Genomic DNA, 20,641 nt, shown 5'->3' with positions numbered 1-20,641 from the left:
GCGGGCGGACAAAGAAAAAGCGCGCAACCGTTTCCAGCTGCGCGCTTTTTTCCACCAAGCGATGGCGCGAGTGACGGGGCTCGAACCCGCGACCTCCGGCGTGACAGGCCGGCACTCTAACCAACTGAGCTACACCCGCGTGTCGCTTGTTGCGGGGCGTTGTTTACGGGTGCTGCCCGCCCCTGTCAATCAGCTTTTCAACTTTAAGCGATGATTTTTGAGGCCGCATCAGAGGAACAGCCATGCCCCGCCGAGAATCAGGATGACAAAGACGGCAAGCATCAGGAAACCGCGCCAGTCGCGGTTGCGAACGAGATCGAAAATGATCAGGAAAAAATTGAGGACGGGATGGAAGGCGGCAACGATTCTGACCACCGATCCGGCCTTTTCGCGCCGCGTTGCATCCTCGTCATAAAGCTTGTCGCGCGGATCTTTGGGAGCCCAGGACGCCTCGATAACAACAGGCTTGCGCGCCGCAGGCGTTACCCCGGGCGTCTTGTCGTTATCATCTTGCGAAGACTGGGTCATGATCCGCCTTCTGTCGCCGAATGGTGGGCAATGACGGGCTCGAACCGCCGACCCCCTCGATGTGACCGAGGTGCTCTACCAACTGAGCTAATTGCCCGGATCATTCTGGCGTGATGCTGCATGCGTGTGATGCTAGGCGGCCGGTAAGTGGTGGGCGATGACAGGCTCGAACTGCCGACCCTCTCGGTGTAAACGAGATGCTCTACCAACTGAGCTAATCGCCCACTTTCAACCGGGTGACGGCGCTTTTAGGGCCAAACTGCCGCCCTGTCCAGCCCTAATTTAACATCCGCCCAAAAGAAAAACGACCGCGCAATCTGCACGGCCGTTTCCCTTGAACCTGGTATCAGGATCAGCCGTTAACGGCGTCCTTAAGGCCTTTGCCGGCCTTGAATTTCGGCTGCTTCGAAGCCGGGATCTTGATTTCTTCGCCGGTGCGCGGGTTACGACCCGTGGTCGCTGCACGAGCAGCAACAGCGAAAGTGCCGAAGCCTACGAGGCGAACTTCGTCGCCAGCTTTGAGCGAAGCGGTGATGGCGTCGAAAACGGCATCAACGGCTTTGCCAGCGTCGGCTTTCGAAAGAGCAGCTGCATCGGCGACTTTTGCAATGAGATCGTTCTTGTTCAAGGTATCCCCCTCTGAGTTAAAGGACTGGGTTGGATCATCCAGCCCCGAAATGCGATGACAATGTAGAACTGAAAAAATCCTTATGTCAAAGCAAAAAACCGCAGAAAACTGCGGTTTTTTAATTTTTTTTCGCTTGAATTCGGCGCGTTTTGATTCAAGGCGATTAATGAGTCGTCGCTTGCACCCCGGAAACCGATTTTTCCTTGGAAATATCAGGGATTGGCTCAACGTCCTCAGGTGAAAGCGGGGTCAGCGGTTTCACCAAAGCATGCTTCAAAACCTCGTCCACGGAGCGAACGGGGACGATTTCCATGCCCCTTTTTACGTTATCCGGGATTTCTGCGAGGTCTTTCTCGTTGTCCGCCGGGATCAGCACCTTGGTGATTCCCCCGCGAAGGGCAGCCAGCAACTTCTCCTTGAGTCCACCGATAGCGAGAACGCGACCACGCAGGGTCACCTCACCGGTCATGGCAATATCGCGGCGAACCTCGACCCCGGTCAGCACCGAGACGATCGACGTACACATGGCGATACCAGCAGACGGACCGTCTTTTGGCGTTGCGCCCTCGGGCACGTGAATGTGGATGTCCTTCTTCTCGAACACCGAAGGCTGGATGCCAAACGCAAGGCAGCGCGAATGCACATAGGAACGTGCAGCCTCGATCGATTCTTTCATCACTTCGCCGAGCTTGCCGGTCTGCTTGATCGCGCCCTTGCCGGGTACAGTCACGGCCTCGATGGGCAGCAGTTCACCGCCCACTTCAGTCCATGCAAGGCCGGTGGTCACGCCGACCTGATCGATCTCGTCAATTTCGCCGTAGCGGTATTTGCGCACACCGGCATAGTTGCCAAGATTGCGGGAGGTGAGCGAGATGGACTTCTTCTTGCCCTCGACGATTTCCTTCACCGCCTTGCGGGCGAGCTTGGCAAATTCGCGCTCAAGGCTCCGCACCCCGGCTTCGCGGGTATAATAGCGGATCACATCACGGACAGCACCGTCCGAGATCGACCATTCGCCGCGCTTCAGCCCGTGATCCTTGATGATCTTCGGAATGAGGTGGCGCTTGGCGATTTCGACCTTCTCATCTTCGGTATAGCCGGAAAGCTGGATGATCTCCATCCGGTCCAGAAGCGGCTGCGGCATCCGGAGCGAGTTGGCGGTGGTCACAAACATCACATCCGAGAGATCATAGTCGATCTCCAGATAATGGTCGTTGAACTTCGAATTCTGCTCGGGATCCAGCACCTCAAGAAGCGCCGAGGCCGGATCACCGCGGAAATCCTGCCCCATCTTGTCGATTTCATCGAACAGGAACAGCGGGTTGGTGGTGCCGGCCTTCTTCATCGACTGCATCACCTTGCCGGGCATGGAGCCGATATAGGTGCGGCGGTGACCGCGAATCTCGGCTTCGTCCCGCACGCCGCCGAGCGAGAAGCGCACGAACTCGCGCCCCGTTGCCTTGGCAATCGATTTGCCAAGCGAGGTCTTGCCCACACCCGGAGGGCCGACGAGGCAGAGAATCGGGCCTTTCAGCACCTTGGCGCGCTGTTGCACGGCCAGATATTCGACGATGCGTTCCTTGACCTTTTCGAGGCCATAGTGATCGGCATCCAGCACCTTCTGGGCTAGCTTGATGTCTTTCTTGACGCGGCTGCGCTTGCCCCACGGCACGGTCAGCATCCAGTCAAGATAGTTGCGCACCACGGTCGCTTCGGCCGACATCGGGCTCATGGTCTTCAGCTTTTTCAGCTCGGCCAGGCATTTTTCCTTGGCTTCCTTCGAAAGCTTGGTGGCGTTGATCTTTTCCTCGAGTTCCTGGATTTCCTCGCGGCCATCGTCGCCTTCGCCAAGCTCCTTCTGGATCGCCTTCAGTTGCTCGTTCAGATAATATTCGCGCTGGGTCTTCTCCATCTGCCGCTTCACGCGACCGCGAATCTTCTTCTCCACCTGCAGCACGCCGATCTCGCCTTCCATGAAGGCAAAGATGCGCTCAAGGCGTTCGGAAATCGTCGGGATGGCCAAGAGTTCCTGCTTGTCGCCGATCTTCAGCGCCAGATGTGCGGCAACCGTATCGGCAAGCTTGCCGTGATCCTCGATCTGGCTGATCGTCGCTAGCACTTCGGCCGGGATCTTCTTGTTCAGTTTCACATAGGCGTCGAACTGGGCGACGACCGAACGGGCAAGCGCCGTCAGCTCCGACGGGTCTTCCTCGGCGGGTTCCAGATAAGCGATCTCGGCTTCAAGGAAATCGTCATCCTTGGTGAAGCGCTGCACGGTGGCGCGCTCGCCGCCTTCCACCAGCACCTTCACGGTGCCATCGGGCAGTTTCAGAAGTTGCAGGACGCTCGCGACCGTGCCGATGTCATACACATCGTTCGGGGTCGGATCGTCCTCGCTGGCGTCGCGCTGGGCCACAAGCAGGATCTGCTTGTCCTTGCCCATTACCTCTTCCAGCGCGCGCACGGATTTGTCGCGGCCGACGAAAAGCGGCACGATCATGTGCGGGAATACCACAATATCGCGGAGCGGCAGCACCGGCAGGACGGTATTCGGGCGTGAAACGAGGTCAGATTCTGACATGACAGGACTCCTGGGACGGAGGAAAGGGACGTAAGAGCCAATCTTAAGGCAATGACGGGCGGGTTAGAAAGGGAAATTGCCCCGTACCGGCTGCCAGCGCGCAAGATAGGCGTCTAGGAGAGGAAGTAAGGGGTCGAAACCTTGGTTTCAACCCCTTCAAACTTTCACATCATGCAGGCTTGCCGGCCTCTTCTCGCCGGTCCGCATAGATGAGCAGCGGTTTCGCCGTGCGGTACACAACTTCGGCATTGATCACCACTTCCTCGACTCCGTCCATCGACGGCAAGTCGAACATGGTATCCAGAAGCGTCTCTTCCATGATGGACCGCAGGCCGCGGGCCCCGGTCTTGCGCTCAATGGCGCGTTTGGCCACCGCGAACAGCGCTTCGTTCGAGAAGGTCAGTTTCACCTTCTCCATGTCGAAGAGGCACTGATACTGCTTCAGGAGCGCATTTTTCGGCTCGGAAAGGATACGCACCAGCGCGTCCTCATCAAGGTCCTCAAGCGTTGCAATCACCGGCAGGCGACCGACAAACTCGGGGATCAGGCCGAATTTCAGCAAGTCCTCGGGCTCGGTATCGCGGAACAGTTCACCCGTGCCGCGCTCGTCAGGGGCCGATACCTTGGCACCGAAGCCGATCGACTTGCCCTGCAGGCGGTTGGCGATCACACGGTCGAGGCCCGCAAAGGCGCCACCGCAGATGAACAGGATATTGGTGGTGTCCACCTGCAGGAATTCCTGCTGGGGATGCTTGCGGCCACCCTGCGGGGGAACGCTCGCCACCGTGCCTTCCATGATCTTCAGAAGCGCCTGCTGGACGCCCTCGCCGGATACGTCGCGGGTGATCGAGGGATTGTCCGACTTGCGGCTGATCTTGTCGACCTCATCGATATAGACGATGCCGCGCTGGGCGCGTTCAACGTTATAATCAGCCGACTGCAGGAGCTTCAGGATGATGTTTTCCACGTCCTCGCCCACGTAACCGGCTTCGGTCAGCGTCGTGGCGTCGGCCATGGTGAAGGGCACATCCAGAATGCGGGCCAGCGTCTGGGCCAAGAGCGTCTTGCCGCAGCCCGTGGGCCCGACAAGCAGGATATTCGATTTGTTGAGCTCTACATCCGACGTGCTCGTCGTCGCATGGTGGAGGCGCTTGTAATGGTTGTGGACCGCAACGGCCAGAACCTTCTTGGCTTCCTTCTGGCCGATTACGTAATCGTCCAGCACTTTCATGATATCAAGGGGCGCCGGAACGCCGTCCCCGCTTTTGGCGAGGGCGTTCTTGCTTTCTTCCTTGATAATGTCGTTACACAGCTCCACGCACTCATCGCAAATGAAGACCGTGGGCCCCGCGATAAGCTTCCGCACCTCGTGCTGGCTTTTGCCGCAGAAGGAGCAATAGAGCGTGTTTTTGCTGTCCGAGTTACTCAACGTCATCACCGTTTTCTAGACTGTCTTCAGTCCTGTTTATCGTAGACTGGTTAAAAAGACGCATACAACAAAAAATTTGTCGCCGGAGCCGCAGATCGCGACCCCGGACATGGGTCTCACATGCTTGGGGCCGGATTTGGGTCAGGCTGCGTCGTCGTCGCGCTTCACATAGACTTCATCAATCAGGCCAAAGGCTTTTGCCTCTTCTGCCGACATGAAGTTGTCGCGGTCCATCGCTTTTTCGATCACATCAAGCTGTTGGCCGGTGTGCTGCACATAAATCTGGTTGAGCCGCTCACGCAGCTTCAAAATCTCGCGTGCCTGGATTTCGATATCCGCCGCCTGGCCGCGCGCACCGCCGGAGGGCTGGTGGATCATCACGCGGGCGTTCGGCAGCGCATAGCGCATGCCCGGCTCGCCGGCGGTGAGGAGAAGCGACCCCATCGAGCAAGCCTGCCCGATGCACATGGTGGCAACCTTGGGGCGGATATATTGCATCGTGTCATACATGGCGAGGCCCGAAGACACCACGCCGCCCGGCGAGTTGATATAGAAGGAAATGTCCTTCTTCGGGTTCTCGGCTTCAAGGAACAGAAGCTGCGCCACGATCAGGCTCGATACATGATCGTCCACGGGGCCCGTCAGGAAAATGATGCGTTCCTTCAGGAGCCGCGAATAGATGTCATAGGCGCGCTCGCCACGGCTCGTCTGCTCGACGACCATCGGCACCAGCGTGCTCGTAAAAGTATCCATGATATCCATAAAATCAGCTCCCTCGATATCGGTCCCCGCGACGATACGCGGGTGGCATGCCCAAGCTCTAGCAAAGTGCGCGCTGGCCCGGCAAGGAACAAATGGCGGTCAGGGGCAGGATTATCAAGGGGATCACAGATTTGCGATCCCGAAGGCTGACGAACGTTGCAAATGGCCTCCCTCCCCCACTAGACTATTGTCTTCCCGCAGCCCGCTCGCGGTTGCCTGTTGCCTTCACCATCCCGCGCCATCAGGAGCCCGTTCTTGGCCAAGCTTTTCTTCTATTATTCCGCCATGAATGCGGGCAAATCGACGACCCTGTTGCAGGCCAGCTTCAACTATCGGGAGCGCGGCATGAACACGATGCTGTTCACCGCCGCGATCGATAACCGCGCCAAGGCCGGGGCGATCAACAGCCGCATCGGCCTCAGCGAGGAAGCCCATGCCTTTGGCGCGGAGACGGACCTTTTCCATGCTGTCACGATGGAACTGAAGAAACGCCCCCTGCACTGTGTGCTGGTGGATGAAGCCCAGTTCCTGTCGAAAGATCAGGTTTTCCAACTGGCGGCGGTGGCCGACACGCTGAAAATCCCCACGATCTGCTATGGCCTGCGCACCGATTTCCAGGCGAACCCTTTCGAGGGCAGCAAATGGCTTCTCGCCATCGCGGACGAACTGATCGAGCTGAAAACCATCTGCACCTGCGGCAGCAAGGCGACGATGAACCTGCGGATCGACGAGCACGGCAACGCGGTGCGGCAGGGCCAATCGATCGAGATCGGCGGCAACGACCGCTATATCGCGCTCTGCCGCAAGCATTTCATGGAAAAGATCGGCTGGTCCGGCTGATGCAAAAAGCCCCGCCGGAGCGGGACTTTTTTCTATTCGGATAGATCAGGCCGTGCGGCGACGGCGGCGGCGCTGCTGGCCGTCGCGCCCACCTTCACGTTGGCCACGGTCTTCGCGCTCGTCACTGTGCGGGCGGGGTGCCGCCCCCAGAAGACGGGCAAGGCCGGCAGTGTTTTCATTCGCACCTTGCGGCGTGGGCGTCTGGCGCCGGTCACCGGCACCACGCGACGGTTGCCCGCGCTGGTCAGCGGGGCGAGCATTGCCCTGCCCCCTGCCACCGCCTGAACGGCTACCTTCGCGGCGTCCGTCACTGCGGCCTGCGCTGCGGCCACCATCACGGCGACCGGACGACGGCGCCTGACCAGCACGGCCACGGCCACCGCGACCTGCGGACTGGCGACGCTCGGGCTCGGCTTCCGCCATCGCTGCGGCGGCCGCCGCGTCGCGCCGGTCCTCGGACGGGATCGACTGACGGGTTGTCCTTTCGATGTCCTTGAGGAGGCCACGTTCATCATCCGCGCAGAAGGCCACGGCCTCGCCAGCGTTGCCGGCACGCGCCGTGCGGCCGATCCGGTGAACGTAAGCTTCGGGCACTTCCGGCAGGTCGAAATTCACCACATGGGTCACGCCATCCACATCGATGCCGCGCGCGGCGATATCGGTCGCGATCAGGGCGCGCACGCCGCCTGTCTTGAAGGATTCAAGGGCGCGCTCGCGCTGGTTCTGGCTCTTGTCGCCGTGGATGGCCGCGGCTTCGATACCGGCCGCTACCAGCGATTTCGCCACCCGGTCCGCCCCGCGCTTGGTGCGGGTGAAGACAATGGTGCGCTGCCAGCTTTTGTCGGCCAGCAGATCGGCGAGCAAGGCGCGCTTGCGGTTCGTTTCGACAAAGATCACGCGCTGGCGGACCTTTTCAGCGGTCGTCGCCACCGGCGTCACGCTCACTTTCGCGGGCTCATGCAGCATGTCACCGGCAAGGGCGCCGATCTCTTTCGGCATGGTGGCCGAGAAGAAGAGATTCTGGCGCTTGGCCGGCAGGTGCTTGATGATCCGGCGCAGCGGCACGATGAAGCCGAGGTCGAGCATATGGTCGGCCTCGTCCAGCACCACCACTTCGGTATCGGCAATCGAAACTGCGCGTTCACCGATATGGTCCAGAAGGCGGCCCGGCGTGGCGACAAGCACGTCAACGCCCGGCGCCATGGCGCGGACCTGCGGGCCCGGGCGCACGCCGCCAACGATCACGGCAACGCGCACGCCCATGTGGCGGCCATATTTTTCGAAATTGTCGCCGATTTGTGCGGCCAGTTCGCGGGTCGGCGCCAGCACCAGAACGCGGGCAGACCGCGGCTTGCGGTTGCGCTTGGCGGCGTTCAGCCGGTGCAGGATCGGCAACGCGAAGGCGGCCGTTTTGCCGGTACCGGTTTGGGCGATGCCCAGAAGGTCACGGCCGGTCAAAAGCTCGGGGATTGCCTGCGCCTGGATGGGGGTCGGCGTTTCATAGCCTTCTTCCTTAAGGGCGCGCAGGATGGGCTCGGCAAGGCCGAGCGAAGAAAAAGTCGTCATATAGAACTCACTCGCAAAACCAGTACAGGCGCAAAGGCGCGCATCGGTGCCGCCCGCAGGCGCCCGTCAAAGGCTCTCATTCATTTGGGAGAAGCCCCGCGTACCTGGGCTTGTCGGTGTATATCGGGGGCGCTCAACAGGCTGCGACCAAATGGGGTCGCCCTACGCGGCTGGAACGCACAACACGGGGCTTATGCGCACGTTTGAACCCGCAAGTCAAATCATTCCGCAGCGCACACAAAAGCAAAGGGCCCCGGAAATCCGGAGCCCTCGCGCATTCGCTTGCCAGTGGCGGAAGCTTATTCAGCTTTCTTGGCAGCAGCTTTTTTCGCAGCCGGCTTCTTGGCCGGTGCTTTTTTCGCCGGAGCTTCTTCAGCCGCAACTTCCTCGGCAGCGGCTTCTTTTTTCGGAGCAGCTTTCTTCGCCGGGGCTTTCTTGGCCGGAGCCTTCTTGGCTTTCGGGTTTTCGTCTTCTTCCTCACCCTCGCGGACGACGGTTTCCAGCGCTTCGCGGGTCACCTTCTTGTCCTTCAGGTCGGCTTGTTCGATGATGAAGTCCACAACCTTCTCTTCGAAGATCGGGGCGCGCAGCTGGGCGCGGGCATCTTCGTTCTTGCGGAAGAATTCAAACACCTGGGCTTCCTGGCCGGGGAAGCGACGGGCTTCCTCGATCATGCGGCGGTTGACTTCTTCATTGGTCACCTGGATTTCGTTCTTCACACCGATTTCCGAAAGCAGCAGGCCAAGGCGCACGCGGCGTTCGGCGATCGAGCGGAACTCGGCAGCCTCTTCCTTGTCCTTCGGCTCGGTCAGGCCTTCGAAATCTTCCGGCTTGGCTTCGCCCGAAGCGATGGAATCGCGCTTGATCTGTTCCCAGATGGCGTTGAATTCCATATCGACCATGCCGGCGGGCACATCGAAGGTCCAGTCTTCGGCGAGCGCATCAAGGAGCGAACGCTTCAGCTTGGCGCGGGTCAGGCGGTTGTTGTCGCTTTCAAGCTGGCCCTTCACGGACTCTTTGAGGCCTGCGAGGTCTTCAAAGCCGAGGTTTTTGGCAAGGTCTTCATCGACCTTGGCTTCAGCCGGCTTTTTCACTTCATTCACGGTCACGGTGAACTCGGCTTCTTTGCCGGCGAGTTTCTCAGCATGGTACTGCGCCGGGAAGGTCACTTTCACGAGGACTTCCTGACCGGCTTTCGAACCAACGAGCTGCTCTTCGAAGCCCGGGATGAACATGCCCGAGCCGAGCTCGAGCTGGAAGCCTTCGCCTTTGCCGCCGTCGAATTCGACGCCGTCAACGCGGCCTACATAATCAATCACCACGGCATCGCCTTCAGCGGCCTTGGCGGTTTTGGCAGCTGCCTTGAAGGTCTTCTGCTGGCCGGCGATACGCTCGAGCACGGTATCAACGTCGGCGTCAGCGATCTCGGCGACCCAACGCTCCAGCTTCGGTGCCTTGAAGCCCGAAATATCGATCTGCGGCAGGATTTCAGCCTTGATGGTGAACTCGAGGTCCTTGCCATCGGCATAGTCGCCAAGTTCCACTTCCGGGCGGGTGGCCGGACGCAGGTTCTTCTCTTCAAAAACCTTCTGCGAGGTTTCCTGAACCGCTTCCGAAATCACCTGACCCATGGCACGCTCGCCGTGCATCTTTTTCAGGAGCGACAGCGGAGCCTTGCCCGGGCGGAAGCCCTTGATACGGCTGTTGGCGCCGAAGTCGGCGAGGATGGTGTCAAGGCGTTTGTTCAGGTCGTCGGCGGTCACTACCACCTTGAACTCGCGTTTAAGACCTTCATTCAGCAGTTCTTGGATCTGCATCTGTAAACCCATTCTTTCTCAAAGTTGTCTTCACCCGGCGGGTGTGCGCTATCGTGTCAGGGACCAATTGGTGCGGGCGAAGGGACTTGAACCCCCACGTCCGAAGGACACCAGAACCTAAATCTGGCGCGTCTACCAGTTCCGCCACGCCCGCAGCCTATGGTCCAGCCGACAGCCGCGCTCGGCCAGTCCGCCCCGCCAACCCCCGAGCGATGGAAAAAGTACAGACTCCCCCCGCCGGTCGCCGGTTTGCTGCCGGGCGTTATAGCAGGCGCGCACACAGGCACAAGCTTTTTTGTCGCCGATTTGCCCGGAATTTGAGCGTTTCAGGGAAGAACGGAAGGAATGGCGTCCAGAAGATCCGAAGCAATCATGCCGGGGCCGATCCCCATGGCCGCCTCACCGTGCAGCCACACCGCTGCGCAAGCCGCTTCAAACGCAGGCATTCCCTGCACCATCAGGCCCGCAATCATGCCAGACAGCACGTCCCCCGTGCCGCCGACCGAAAGCCATGCCGGCGCGTTCGCATTGATGGCGGCACGCCCGTCCGGTGCGGCAATCACGGTGGACACCCCTTTAAGAACGACAATGCCCCCTACCCGCTTGGCCGCCTTGCGGGCCGCACCGAGCCGGTCTTCGTTCGGGTCCAGATCGCCGAACAGGCGGGCAAACTCGCCCTCATGCGGGGTCAGCACCACGTCGGCCTTGTTCTGAACCGCCAGCGCATCAAGCCGCCCGGCGAAAGAGGAAAGCGCGTCAGCATCCAGGACCACATTGCGCCCGGATTCGAGCGCGCGGATCGCAAGCTCAGCCGTTTTCTCGCCAATCCCGGCGCCCGGCCCCAGCAACGTCACCGCAATGCGCGGGTCGGCAAGGATGCCAAGGAAGCCGAAATTGGAATCAATACGGCGCACCAGCACATCGGTCAGCGCACCGGCCTGGATGGGATAGGTTTCACTCGGTGCCGCGAGTGTGACAAGACCACCGCCCACACGAAGGGCTGCGATGCTGGCAAGCCTGCAGGCGCCAAGCGCCGGCTCCCGCCCGCCGAGCACCAGAAGGTGCCCGCGCACATATTTATGCGAGGTCGGCCCCGCGTGCGGATAATCAAGCCCCCAAAGGCCAGGGTCATTCAAATAGGTATTGGCGCCGGTTTTCGCGAGGATGGCATCCTTGATGCCGATATCGGCCACATGCAGGTGATCCTGCCCGCCACAGAGGAAACGACCGGGTGCCAATATGTGCCCGGGCTTCGGCGCAAAGAAGGTGACGGTGGCGTCTGCCCGAAAGCAGGAACCCCTCACCTGGCCTGTCGCGCCACAGAGGCCGCTTGGCAAATCGACCGCGATGCGAATCGCCCGCGACTCGTTCGCCGCGTCGACAAGCTCGGCCGCCATGCCCTCAAGCGGCTTGTTGAGGCCAGCCCCGAAGAGGGCATCGATGATCATCGCGGCATCGGCAAGCGCATCGGGTGCGGCCTCGATCACCGGACCGTCGAACCGATCGCGCATCAGCGCTGCGTCACCCTTCATGGATGCCTGATCGCCGAGCGTCATAACCGCGCAGTCGAAACCCCATTCGCGCAAATATCGTGCAGAAACAAAGCCATCGCCACCATTATTGCCGGGACCGGCGAGCACAACGATGGGGCCTGAGGCGCGTCTCGCGCTCATGGTTTCGGCTGCGAGATCGGCCACGGCGCGGCCCGCCGCTTCCATAAGGTCGGCACTCGGCACCCCGCCCTCGACCGCCAGCCGGTCGGCTTTAGCCATCTCGCTTGGCGACACCAGGGCATAGCCCGCCGCCTTCCAGGAAACCGTTACACTCAAGCCGAGTCCTCCCCCTTCGAAAACGCGGCGCAGTCTAACAAAAAAAATAAGCCCCGGAAGGGGCTTATTTTAAAATATGGGGCGAGTGACCGGAATCGAACCGGCGACCTCCAGAGCCACAATCTGGCGCTCTAACCGACTGAGCTACACCCGCCATCGTCTTGAGGTGGCCTCTCCTATACCGCAGCGCCTCCCGCCGTCAAGACCACTTTTGATGGCTCGCGCCGTTTTCACCTGTTTAGCGGAAATGTTACAAAAAGCGGCATGTGCCTGTTTTTTAGGCAGGCGTCTGCCTGTTCCCTGCCCGGCCGCATACCGGAATCCGCTGTTTTCCGCGCCGCACCAAACTGGCACGCCGCGTGCTATGATGCCTGTGTCCAGAAATAACAGTCTGCCAAGAAAATGATGAAAAAAATCGAAGCTATCATTAAGCCCTTCAAACTCGATGAGGTGAAGGAAGCGCTGCATGATATCGGCATTTCCGGCATCACCGTCCTTGAAGCCAAGGGCTTCGGGCGCCAGAAGGGCCATACAGAACTTTATCGCGGCGCCGAATATGTGGTCGATTTTGTCCCCAAGGTCAAAATCGAGCTCATTGTGGAAGATGCCCAGGCCGCGCGGGCTGTGGAAGCGATCCAGTCTGCTGCGCATACGGGCCGTATCGGCGACGGCAAGATTTTTGTTTCAACGATCGAGGATGCGATTCGTATCCGTACCGGCGAAACCGGCCTCGACGCCATTTAACCCACCCTATCCATAATAGGCCGCCCGGACAGGGCGGCGACTACCAGAGGAAGTGACCCATGTCGAAATATACGAACCTCAGTGTTCAGGACTTTCTGAAGCTCGTGAAGGAAACCGAGTCCGAGTGGATCGACCTTCGCTTCACCGACCCGCGCGGCAAGTGGCAGCACCTGACCATGTGCGCCGATGTCGTGGACGAGGACATGCTGACCGACGGCTTCATGTTCGACGGCTCGTCGATCTCGGGCTGGAAAGCCATTAACGAATCCGACATGGTCCTGAAGCCGGACCTGAACGCGGTCACCCTTGACCCCTTCTTCGCTGACAGCACGATCATCCTCTTCTGCGACGTCCTTGACCCGATCACCGGCCAGCCCTACGGCCGCGACCCGCGCTCGACCGCCAAGAAAGCTGAAGAATACCTGAAATTCTCGGGCATCGGCGACACCGCCTTCTTCGGCCCCGAGCCCGAATTCTTCGTGTTTGACGATGTCCGCTTCAAGGTCGGCTACAACGGCGCTTCCTACGAGATCGACGATATCGAAGGCCCGTACAACAGCGACCGCAAGTATGAAGAAGGCAACATGGGCCACCGCCCGCGTGCCAAGGGCGGCTATTTCCCGGTTCCGCCGGTTGACGCCTGCCAGGACCTGCGCGGCGAGATGGTCAAGGTCCTCACCGAGATGGGCCTGAAAATGGACAAGCACCACCACGAAGTGGCAACCGCCCAGCACGAGCTCGGCGTGGTCTTCTCGACCCTCGTCCAGACTGCCGACAACGTGCAGATCTACAAATATGGTGTGCAGCAGACCGCCCACACCTACGGCAAGACGGCAACCTTCATGCCGAAGCCGATTGCCATGGATAACGGCTCGGGCATGCATACCCACCAGTCGATCTGGAAAGACGGCAAGCCGCTCTTTGCCGGCAACGGTTATGCGGACCTCTCGGAAACCGCTCTCTATTACATTGGCGGTATCATCAAGCACGCGAAGGCACTGAACGCCTTCACGAACCCGACCACCAACAGTTACAAGCGCCTGACCCCGGGCTTCGAAGCACCGGTCCTGCTCGCCTACTCGGCCCGCAACCGTTCGGCTTCGTGCCGTATCCCGTTCGCGACGAGCCCGAAAGGCAAGCGCGTCGAGATCCGCTTCCCGGATCCGCTTGCCAACCCGTACCTCGCCTTCGCTGCCATGCTGATGGCGGGTATCGACGGTATCGTGAACAAGATCCATCCGGGCGATGCCATGGACAAGGACCTGTACGCACTGCCGCCGGAAGAACTGGCCGGTGTGCCGACCGTGGCGGGCTCGCTGCGTGAAGCACTCAACTGCCTCGACGCCGACCGCGACTTCCTGAAGCGCGGCGACGTGTTCAACGACGACCAGATCGATGCTTACATGGAACTGAAGTGGGAAGAAGTGCACCGCATGGAACTGACCCCGCATCCGGTAGAGTTCGACATGTACTACAGCTCGTAATCCGGGCTTTTCAGATCAAGGGACGGAAAAGGGTCGCCGCGTGCGGCCCTTTTCTTTTGGGCGGCAGTGCCTTAACGGGCTTTTATGACAGGCATGCGACTGCGCAGATTAAAATTGCAGCGGCGTTAACCGTATGACAAGAAGCGCGCGCTATGGTGCGTTTCGGGGGTTGATTTGTGTTGTTAATCTCGCTGTCCAAGAGCTTTCATTACCCATGAGCATTGTCTACACTGACGCACAACTTGCCCTGCAGGGACGCCTTGAGGCCGCCAATATCAACCCGGCGAGCTTTCTGGCGACGGACTATCTCAACCATTACAACGAGATTGTCATGCTTCTCGAAATGCTGCCGGATATGCCGGACATGATCGAGGACTGCGACGACTGGGCGCCCAAATCCTATGTCCAGCATTTCGAGGACAGCGGCTTCACTGCGAAGAAACTGGCGATCGAGGCCTATGGCATCGCCCCCGACGTGATCCGCACGCCGTTCGAGGCCATCTGCGCCAATCTAGACAAGCTGATCATCGGCACCATCGCCGGCCTCCACAAGGTGGGCGCGGCCGAACGCGGCCTCACTGGGGACGCCGCCGCGCTCATCAAGGCGCGGATCGAACAGGTGCAGGACATGCTGATGACACTGAACCAGCTGATCCACGGCAAACTGGACGGTGTGAAAGCCGCAACCAAAGCCGAAATCATGGATCACGCCGAGGAAGAAGCAGCACAAACGCAGGCCGACATCGACAAGCTGTTCGACTGAGGCTTTTACTTCAGGAGGCCTTGCTGACCGGGAAATTGCGCATCGGGCAGCTCTTCTCGAAAAGATGCGTCCGCATATCCTCGACCTTCTCGAAGAGCCACCCGTCAAGCCCCTCGTCGTAAAGGCCTTCGCGGCATTTGGCGAGGGCGATGCCGTCCGTCTTGCGCTGGAACAGCGGGCTGTTGGCCTCATACATCGCATATTTATCGAAGGTTGCCTTGCGGTCGAGACAGGCTGCCCGGTCGAACTGCAGGTCACGGATCTGCTCGTTAAACAAGACGCCTTCCTTGAGATGACCTTCTGCCGCACTCTTCACGCACGCGCAGTCGTAAGTTGGCAAGCTCGGCATCGCCGACGTCTGTTCACAGTTTCTGACGGCACCGGGAACGACCGTTTCGGTCGGGAAGCGTCTTGCATTATCCTCGCGCATCCGCTGCACCCCCTCCTGTTCCTTGGCACCCATTTCCTCGACCGGCTGCTTGCCCATCCGGCAGCGCGTGATGAAAGCGCCGTGTCGGAATTTCGGCAGGTTTGCCAGCGCATAGGCCTCGCAGGCCTTGCCCCGTTCGATAATTTCCCGCGACTGGGCCGCTGCATCCGGCATCCCCGGTGAGGCGAACGAGACAACTGCGAAAACAAGGATCAACGATATCTTCCTCATGGCTTTCTCCGCTTCCGTGACACTTATCATTCCGTTTTCGGGATGTCTGTGACCGTGTGGCCTGCCGCCCGCCAGGATGAAATCCCGCCGCGATACCAAAGAATATCCTCGTACCCGAGCTCGACTGCCGCGCGCGCGGCAAACCAGCTGTACCAGCATTCAGAACCGGCGCAGAAAAAGACGAGCGGCCGGGTGCGATCGCCCCTCGTCAGGTCCTGAAGGGTGTCCGACACCAGCTTGCCATCCGGGAGCCAATGGCCGAGTTCTGGCTTGATAACAGCACCCGGCATCCGCCCGTGCCGGGCCGTCCGGTTGACATCAATAAGCAATGGACGCGCCCCCGCGTCGATCAACGCTTTCAGCTGATAGGTGGCAATGGTACGCGCACCCGGCGCGACGAGCGGGGTTTGCGGGCTTTCCCGGTAGTCGGGTTTGTCACGCGCGTCAGCAGGCACGCCCCAATCCTGAAGCTCGTATAGATGCAGTTTCGGCGGCACAGCGCCAGCGCCCGGTATCGTGACAAGCGGCGGCCAGTCATTCAGCACCATTTCATCCGCCGCTGTCTCGCTGCCGCCCGCTGCTGCAAGCCGTATCCAATGGCGCGCGCCTGCGGGGTCAGGCGTTCCCCCGATCCCCATATCGAGCATCCGTCCGTAAGCGGCCTGTGCCTCCGCATGGCCGCCGAATGCCGCACGGCGGTACCAGCCAATTGCCTTCGGCCAGGTTTCCGGCTCCCATTCGTACACTTCGCCGAGCATGTACATGGCATGGAGATTGTCGTGCGCGGCTGCACGCTCCAGCAGTTCGATAATTCGTGCCTTGTTACGGCTGCGGCCGGGGTCGGCAATCATTATGTCAGCAAGCTCGGTCATGGCAAACGGGTCCGCGCGCGCGGCGCCCGCTTCATAAAGGCGGATTGTCTCTGCCGCGTCATAGTCGACGCCAAGTTCGTTCCGGTGCGCGAAGCCCAGATAGGCGGGTGCCCGGCTTTCGCCCGTGGCCATCGCCACCCGGAAAAAGTCGACCGCTGCCGGATAGTCCGCAGGCATCGTTCGGCCAAACATACGCAGATAACCACGAACGGTCGCTGCTTGCGCCACGCCGCCCACCATAGCCTTTGCTGCCATGTCATCGGCAAAAGCCTCGTCGCGGGTGAGGCCCCAGCCGCTTGCAGCGAAACGGGCGAGTGCGTAATAGCCGACTGCCCTTTCCTCTTCGGCAAGTGCAAAGAAATATCGGGTCATCCGGTAAAGCCCGGCACTGCCGCCAAAGTCCGCCGGCTTCAGCCGCATGACAGGTTCGACGATCGAGGCGTAGGCCTTGCTGGCCACATCGGCCGGATAACTGTCAGCGCGCCTGAAGTTTCGGAAGCTGTAGCCTGCGAAGTTTTTGGCTACCCCGAGAAGGGCAAGTACCTGCCGCTCCTCCATGCCGCTGATGCCGATGTCGCTCCCTGCAACCTCCGCCTTGCCACCATACGTGGCAGCAGCGTCCTCAATCCGTTGCATGGCACCTGCCGGCACCACGACACGCAGCAAGTCCTTGCCCACATGCAGCAAGTTATAGCCCTGCGAAGCGCGGTCATGGGCCATCCAGTGCAGCGCGTACCAGTCACCTCCAAGCGGATTGAGGTGGGCGGTCAGCACCGTCATGGCCACATTGCCGGATTTCGGGTCGGTCGCCACCTGCTCCAACGCGTAGGATGTCTTCCCGACCGGCACGAAGCGCAGGTACACCCCCTGCCCGCCATCCTCAGCAAACAGCGTGGTGGCATCCCAGGGCAGCATGGCCCCGATGTTGGCAGCACGATAGTCTTCCGGCAGACGGAAGCTTTCAAGCAGGCAGCCCGACAGGAACAACATCAACAATGAACAAAGGAATGGCCGCCTGAGGGAACGAATAGACATATCATTCTCCAAGCTAACACCCTGAGTTAGCCATGCCGCAATTCACGCTGCAAGCGAATCCTGAATGGTTCGAATTGCATGGCCTTGCGGCTATCTCTGCCCCTCGCCTTTTCCCTCGCGCCGTCATAGACTTCGGCGGAAACGCATTTCGGGGGAGAGTGGGATGACGCTTTTCAAACATGTTCGGTTTGCCGGTGTCCTTGGCCTGTGCCTGTTCATTGCCCTGCCCGCGCGGGCGCACGGTGAGAAGCTGCCACCGCCGGACGCGAAGGCTGTCGTTGCCGATGCAACACTGCCGTTTTCCTATTCCGAAGAAGGCCTCGCTGGCCCCGGCGCCGAGCGGCTCGCGTCGCTTTACAAGGGCGCCCAGTTCGTGCTGCTGGGCGAGGCGCATTTCGACTATGAAATCCCCCGCTTCGCCGAAGGCCTGTTCCGCGACCTGAAGGCGCAGGAAGGCTTCAACACTCTCGTCGTGGAAAACGATCCGCTCGCCATGGAAACGATCAGCGGCAAGGGATATCGCGGCAACCTGCCGGCCATCGCCAAGCTGGCTAAAGACTATCCCTTCCATATCGGCTTTTCGTCCGATCAGGATCTGGCGCTTTATGCCCGCATCACTGAAATCGCCAATCTTTGGGGCATCGAACAGGCACAAGGCGCGATCCGCTATCTGGAACGCATCGCCGCCCTCGCGCCCAAGGCAAAACGTCCGCTTGTGGAAGCCGAGCTTGCAGTCGCCCGCGAGAAGGAAAGCTATGCAAACCTCGGTGGCTATATCCATGACGACGAAGGCACGCTCGGCCGCCTTCAAGCGCTGCAGGCCACACTTGGCCTGAAAGCCGGGTCGGAAGGCGACGTCCTGCTGGCGCGCCTCATCCACAGCGCTGAAATCTACTCCTTCAACCGCCGTGGCATGGAAGGGGAATATGTGGGGCTTTATAACAACACCTGGCGCGAGGCCCTGTTCAAGAAACAGTTCATGGCCCGCTACAGCGCAGCCGCGAAGAAGCATCCGGTGAAAGCCATGTTCAAGATGGGCAGCTATCATATGTATCGGGGCATGAGCCCGGTGCGCGGCTTCACCATCGGCAACTTCGCCCATGAGTTCGCCATCGCCAACGGATCGAAGGCCGTGGGGCTTGATGTGATCGCGATTGGCGAGATGAAGTGGGAAGATATCCCTGTGTGGATGCGCCCGATGATGCCCGACGCGAAGCCGGGCACCCCGATCATCATCGACTTCACCCCGTTGCAGCCGATCTCAAGCCTGCTCGCCAAACAGCTGCCCGAAGAAGCCGACGGCCTGCGCCTGCGCGCCTATGTTCACGGCCACGACGCCATGGTCGTGCTGCCCGACAGCAAACAGGCAACGGTGAAACTGACGCGGGAGTAGCATTCATAACAAACAAGAGAATGCCGGTATCAAGTCACGGCTTAGGTCAAATCATCCGCAGCCGTTTTGCAGAAGGCACTTTGGCATCTTCTTCAATGATCCGCTTGCGAGAAATTACTTTTGTTCCTGTCCATGCAGGAGGGAGCAAAGTTGCTCTTATTGGAGCCTCTGGGCCGTTGTATAGCACTGAGGCCTCGCCCGCCTCAAAATCGATCCATAGAAAAATCAGGTGCTCTGCCACGCCTTTTCCCGGGGAGAATGCTGGGCCGGCTTTCTGCTTTCCTGTTGCCTTGATTTGTACTGAACGTCCGTCAGCAGCATGCCCATCGATACCGGGGGTTCGCACCTTGGAAAGGGTGATTCCAAAATATTCGGCTACGATCGCCTCGCCAATATCTCCCACGAGCTTGCCATCCAGTGTAAAATCTAAGCCTGAGAAATCGTAGTGCTCTTTAAGTGCCATCCGTGCCTGATGTAGCCCCAAGAGTGGCGCGGGCAGTTTAATCTTCAACTCGGCCTCCTCTGTTAAAGTAGCCACTCTAACGCAGCGCCTTCCGCAGGAACGCCACGCTGTTCCCGCCCATCACCTTTTCGACCTGGGCGGGGGTGAGGCCGGCATTCAGGAGTGCGGCGGTAAGCTCGGCCATCTGGTCGGCAACGAAGATGGCTTCGGTGGCGCCGTCCCAGTCGGAGCCGAGGACGACATTATCTTCGCCCACCAGATTGATCCCGTATCTGATGGAGGCCGCCACGGATTCCACGGTGCGGGCACAGGTCACTTCGTCCCACGCGCCCACCGCGACCAGGCCGCCCTTGGCGACGATGGCTTTCATCAGATCATCGGGGAAATTGCGCTGGGTTTCGCAGTGGCCCTTGAAGCCGGTGTGGGAAACAACGAAGGGGCCATCCGAGATTGCAAGCGCGTCCCACGCCATCTGTTCGCTGGCATGGGCGAGATCGATGATCATGCCGTCCGCCGTCAGCTTCTGCACCACGGCACGGCCGAAATCGGTAAGTCCGGCTTTCGTTGTACCGTGCAGCGATCCGCCAAGCTCGTTATCGAAAAAGTGGGTGAGGCCGAACATGCGGAAGCCCGCCTCTTCCATCCTGTCCAGATTTTCAAGCTTGCCTTCCAGGGGATGCAGGCCTTCGGTGCCGAGAAGCGCGCCGATCACGCGGCGGCCTTCGTTGCGCGCGGCAAGCACCGCTTCAAGGTCATCCCTGCCCCGCACGAAGATCATGTCGCCGCCGCTTTCCTCCACCCGCTGCGCCAGCAGATGCCCCTGGAAAAGCGCGCGTTCCAGAAGGCTGTCCCAGGTGCGGAGCGGCCAACGCTGGATCTTTGCGAGCAGCGTGATCGTGTCGCTGTCGGCCTCGTTTTCCTCATAATTCTGGCCTTCGGGGGATTTGGTGACGGTGGTGAACATCTGCAGCGCGATGTTACCGGCCTTCAGCTTCGGCACGTCCACATGGCCGTAATCGTGCGAACGCAGCATGTTGCGCCGCGCATCCCACAGAAGCGTATCGGCGTGCCAGTCCATGATGGTCAGCCGGTCATTCAGGGCTTTCGCCTCGGCCGTCACGGTCACCGGCTGGCGGCTCTGCACCACCCGGTTGATGTTTTTATCGACAAGTTCGGGCCCGAGCGCGAGCACAACAATCAGGACAATCGAAAAGAGGGCCGCGAGGCCAAGTGCCAGTTTCTTCAT

At 60.1% G+C, this 20,641-nt stretch carries 17 protein-coding genes and 5 tRNA genes; 5 read left to right on the top strand and 17 right to left on the bottom strand.

The annotated features are described in order from the left end of the window. Positions 1-62 precede the first annotated feature (62 nt). The 8 genes from OU694_RS03715 to clpP all read right to left on the bottom strand — a co-directional run bounded on the left by OU694_RS03715 (position 63) and on the right by clpP (position 5,928). Positions 63-139, bottom strand: a tRNA-Asp gene (locus OU694_RS03715). An 89-nt stretch (positions 140-228) separates the two neighbouring features. Next, a complete protein-coding gene (locus OU694_RS03710; protein ID WP_308909632.1) occupies positions 229-528 on the bottom strand; it encodes a hypothetical protein in 300 nt (99 codons plus the stop codon). A 21-nt stretch (positions 529-549) separates the two neighbouring features. Further along, positions 550-625: transfer RNA gene (locus tag OU694_RS03705), tRNA-Val, on the bottom strand. 51 nt (positions 626-676) lie between these two features. Beyond that, a tRNA-Val gene (locus OU694_RS03700) sits at positions 677-752 on the bottom strand. 128 nt (positions 753-880) lie between these two features. Further along, positions 881-1,156, bottom strand: coding sequence for a non-specific DNA-binding protein Hbs (hbs, locus tag OU694_RS03695; protein WP_289501838.1), 276 nt, complete (start codon positions 1,154-1,156; stop codon positions 881-883). A gap of 163 nt (positions 1,157-1,319) precedes the next feature. Continuing rightward, positions 1,320-3,737 (bottom strand): endopeptidase La, encoded by a 2,418-nt coding sequence (lon, locus tag OU694_RS03690; protein ID WP_308909631.1) that lies wholly within the window; start codon positions 3,735-3,737, stop codon positions 1,320-1,322. 169 nt (positions 3,738-3,906) lie between these two features. Next, the gene (clpX, locus tag OU694_RS03685; protein WP_308909630.1) at positions 3,907-5,172 is read right to left on the bottom strand and encodes an ATP-dependent Clp protease ATP-binding subunit ClpX; all 1,266 of its coding nucleotides are present in this window, start codon (positions 5,170-5,172) and stop codon (positions 3,907-3,909) included. A 135-nt stretch (positions 5,173-5,307) separates the two neighbouring features. Beyond that, positions 5,308-5,928: an ATP-dependent Clp endopeptidase proteolytic subunit ClpP gene (gene clpP, locus OU694_RS03680; RefSeq protein WP_308909629.1), complete on the bottom strand. Its 621-nt coding sequence runs from the start codon at positions 5,926-5,928 to the stop codon at positions 5,308-5,310. A 255-nt stretch (positions 5,929-6,183) separates the two neighbouring features. Between clpP and OU694_RS03675 the strand changes: the two genes are divergently transcribed. After that, entirely contained in the window at positions 6,184-6,768 is a 585-nt protein-coding gene (locus OU694_RS03675; RefSeq protein WP_308909628.1) for a thymidine kinase, read from the top strand. 45 nt (positions 6,769-6,813) lie between these two features. Here the strand turns inward: OU694_RS03675 and OU694_RS03670 are convergent, their stop codons facing one another. The 5 genes from OU694_RS03670 to OU694_RS03650 all read right to left on the bottom strand — a co-directional run bounded on the left by OU694_RS03670 (position 6,814) and on the right by OU694_RS03650 (position 12,134). After that, a complete protein-coding gene (locus OU694_RS03670; protein WP_308909627.1) occupies positions 6,814-8,334 on the bottom strand; it encodes a DEAD/DEAH box helicase in 1,521 nt (506 codons plus the stop codon). Positions 8,335-8,633: 299 nt separating this feature from the next. Next, positions 8,634-10,151 carry a trigger factor gene (gene tig / locus OU694_RS03665; protein ID WP_308909626.1) on the bottom strand — a complete coding sequence of 506 codons (1,518 nt, stop codon included), beginning with the start codon at positions 10,149-10,151 and terminating at the stop codon, positions 8,634-8,636. 68 nt (positions 10,152-10,219) lie between these two features. Beyond that, positions 10,220-10,305, bottom strand: a tRNA-Leu gene (locus OU694_RS03660). Between the two features lie 172 nt (positions 10,306-10,477). Then, positions 10,478-11,980, bottom strand: a complete 1,503-nt coding sequence (locus OU694_RS03655) for an NAD(P)H-hydrate dehydratase (protein ID WP_308909625.1) — start codon at positions 11,978-11,980, stop codon at positions 10,478-10,480. A gap of 77 nt (positions 11,981-12,057) precedes the next feature. After that, a tRNA-His gene (locus tag OU694_RS03650) sits at positions 12,058-12,134 on the bottom strand. 251 nt (positions 12,135-12,385) lie between these two features. Here OU694_RS03650 and OU694_RS03645 point away from each other — a divergent pair. The 3 genes from OU694_RS03645 to OU694_RS03635 all read left to right on the top strand — a co-directional run bounded on the left by OU694_RS03645 (position 12,386) and on the right by OU694_RS03635 (position 14,971). After that, positions 12,386-12,724, top strand: coding sequence for a P-II family nitrogen regulator (locus OU694_RS03645; RefSeq protein WP_308910595.1), 339 nt, complete (start codon positions 12,386-12,388; stop codon positions 12,722-12,724). Positions 12,725-12,783: 59 nt separating this feature from the next. Beyond that, positions 12,784-14,208 (top strand): type I glutamate--ammonia ligase, encoded by a 1,425-nt coding sequence (glnA, locus tag OU694_RS03640; RefSeq protein ID WP_308909624.1) that lies wholly within the window; start codon positions 12,784-12,786, stop codon positions 14,206-14,208. 214 nt (positions 14,209-14,422) lie between these two features. Next, positions 14,423-14,971, top strand: a complete 549-nt coding sequence (locus OU694_RS03635) for a hypothetical protein (protein WP_308909623.1) — start codon at positions 14,423-14,425, stop codon at positions 14,969-14,971. Positions 14,972-14,981: 10 nt separating this feature from the next. Here the strand turns inward: OU694_RS03635 and OU694_RS03630 are convergent, their stop codons facing one another. Together OU694_RS03630 and OU694_RS03625 are read right to left on the bottom strand one after the other, a co-directional pair. Next, positions 14,982-15,632, bottom strand: coding sequence for a hypothetical protein (locus tag OU694_RS03630; RefSeq protein WP_308909622.1), 651 nt, complete (start codon positions 15,630-15,632; stop codon positions 14,982-14,984). Between the two features lie 26 nt (positions 15,633-15,658). Then, the gene (locus tag OU694_RS03625) at positions 15,659-17,539 is read right to left on the bottom strand and encodes a rhodanese-like domain-containing protein (RefSeq protein ID WP_308909621.1); all 1,881 of its coding nucleotides are present in this window, start codon (positions 17,537-17,539) and stop codon (positions 15,659-15,661) included. Between the two features lie 163 nt (positions 17,540-17,702). On the opposite strand from OU694_RS03625, the gene OU694_RS03620 reads away from it, so the two are divergent. Then, on the top strand, positions 17,703-18,932 hold the full coding sequence (locus OU694_RS03620) for a hypothetical protein (protein WP_308909620.1): 1,230 nt from the start codon (positions 17,703-17,705) through the stop codon (positions 18,930-18,932). 46 nt (positions 18,933-18,978) lie between these two features. Here the strand turns inward: OU694_RS03620 and OU694_RS03615 are convergent, their stop codons facing one another. Beyond that, the gene (locus OU694_RS03615) at positions 18,979-19,443 is read right to left on the bottom strand and encodes a DUF6998 domain-containing protein (RefSeq protein ID WP_308909619.1); all 465 of its coding nucleotides are present in this window, start codon (positions 19,441-19,443) and stop codon (positions 18,979-18,981) included. Between the two features lie 28 nt (positions 19,444-19,471). Beyond that, a complete protein-coding gene (locus OU694_RS03610; RefSeq protein WP_308909618.1) occupies positions 19,472-20,641 on the bottom strand; it encodes a dipeptidase in 1,170 nt (389 codons plus the stop codon).

The organism is Pseudokordiimonas caeni (genome assembly GCF_026719705.1).
In the GTDB taxonomy this organism is placed as follows: Bacteria; Pseudomonadota; Alphaproteobacteria; order Sphingomonadales; family Kordiimonadaceae; genus Gimibacter; species Gimibacter caeni.
The sequence above is the reverse complement of the archived record's forward strand: the minus strand, read 5'-3'. Positions and strand labels throughout refer to the sequence as shown.

What these genes read in the sequence shown, in the direction of transcription:
- tig (WP_308909626.1), bottom strand. Translation starts at nt 10,151, where the DNA reads ATGCAGATCCAAGAACTGCTGAATGAAGGTCTTAAACGCGAGTTCAAG.
- OU694_RS03620 (WP_308909620.1), top strand. Translation starts at nt 17,703, where the DNA reads ATGACGCTTTTCAAACATGTTCGGTTTGCCGGTGTCCTTGGCCTGTGC.
- OU694_RS03645 (WP_308910595.1), top strand. Translation starts at nt 12,386, where the DNA reads ATGAAAAAAATCGAAGCTATCATTAAGCCCTTCAAACTCGATGAGGTG.
- clpP (WP_308909629.1), bottom strand. Translation starts at nt 5,928, where the DNA reads ATGGATATCATGGATACTTTTACGAGCACGCTGGTGCCGATGGTCGTC.
- lon (WP_308909631.1), bottom strand. Translation starts at nt 3,737, where the DNA reads ATGTCAGAATCTGACCTCGTTTCACGCCCGAATACCGTCCTGCCGGTG.
- OU694_RS03710 (WP_308909632.1), bottom strand. Translation starts at nt 528, where the DNA reads ATGACCCAGTCTTCGCAAGATGATAACGACAAGACGCCCGGGGTAACG.
- glnA (WP_308909624.1), top strand. Translation starts at nt 12,784, where the DNA reads ATGTCGAAATATACGAACCTCAGTGTTCAGGACTTTCTGAAGCTCGTG.
- OU694_RS03625 (WP_308909621.1), bottom strand. Translation starts at nt 17,539, where the DNA reads ATGTCTATTCGTTCCCTCAGGCGGCCATTCCTTTGTTCATTGTTGATG.
- OU694_RS03610 (WP_308909618.1), bottom strand. Translation starts at nt 20,641, where the DNA reads ATGAAGAAACTGGCACTTGGCCTCGCGGCCCTCTTTTCGATTGTCCTG.
- OU694_RS03635 (WP_308909623.1), top strand. Translation starts at nt 14,423, where the DNA reads ATGAGCATTGTCTACACTGACGCACAACTTGCCCTGCAGGGACGCCTT.
- clpX (WP_308909630.1), bottom strand. Translation starts at nt 5,172, where the DNA reads ATGACGTTGAGTAACTCGGACAGCAAAAACACGCTCTATTGCTCCTTC.
- OU694_RS03630 (WP_308909622.1), bottom strand. Translation starts at nt 15,632, where the DNA reads ATGAGGAAGATATCGTTGATCCTTGTTTTCGCAGTTGTCTCGTTCGCC.
- OU694_RS03670 (WP_308909627.1), bottom strand. Translation starts at nt 8,334, where the DNA reads ATGACGACTTTTTCTTCGCTCGGCCTTGCCGAGCCCATCCTGCGCGCC.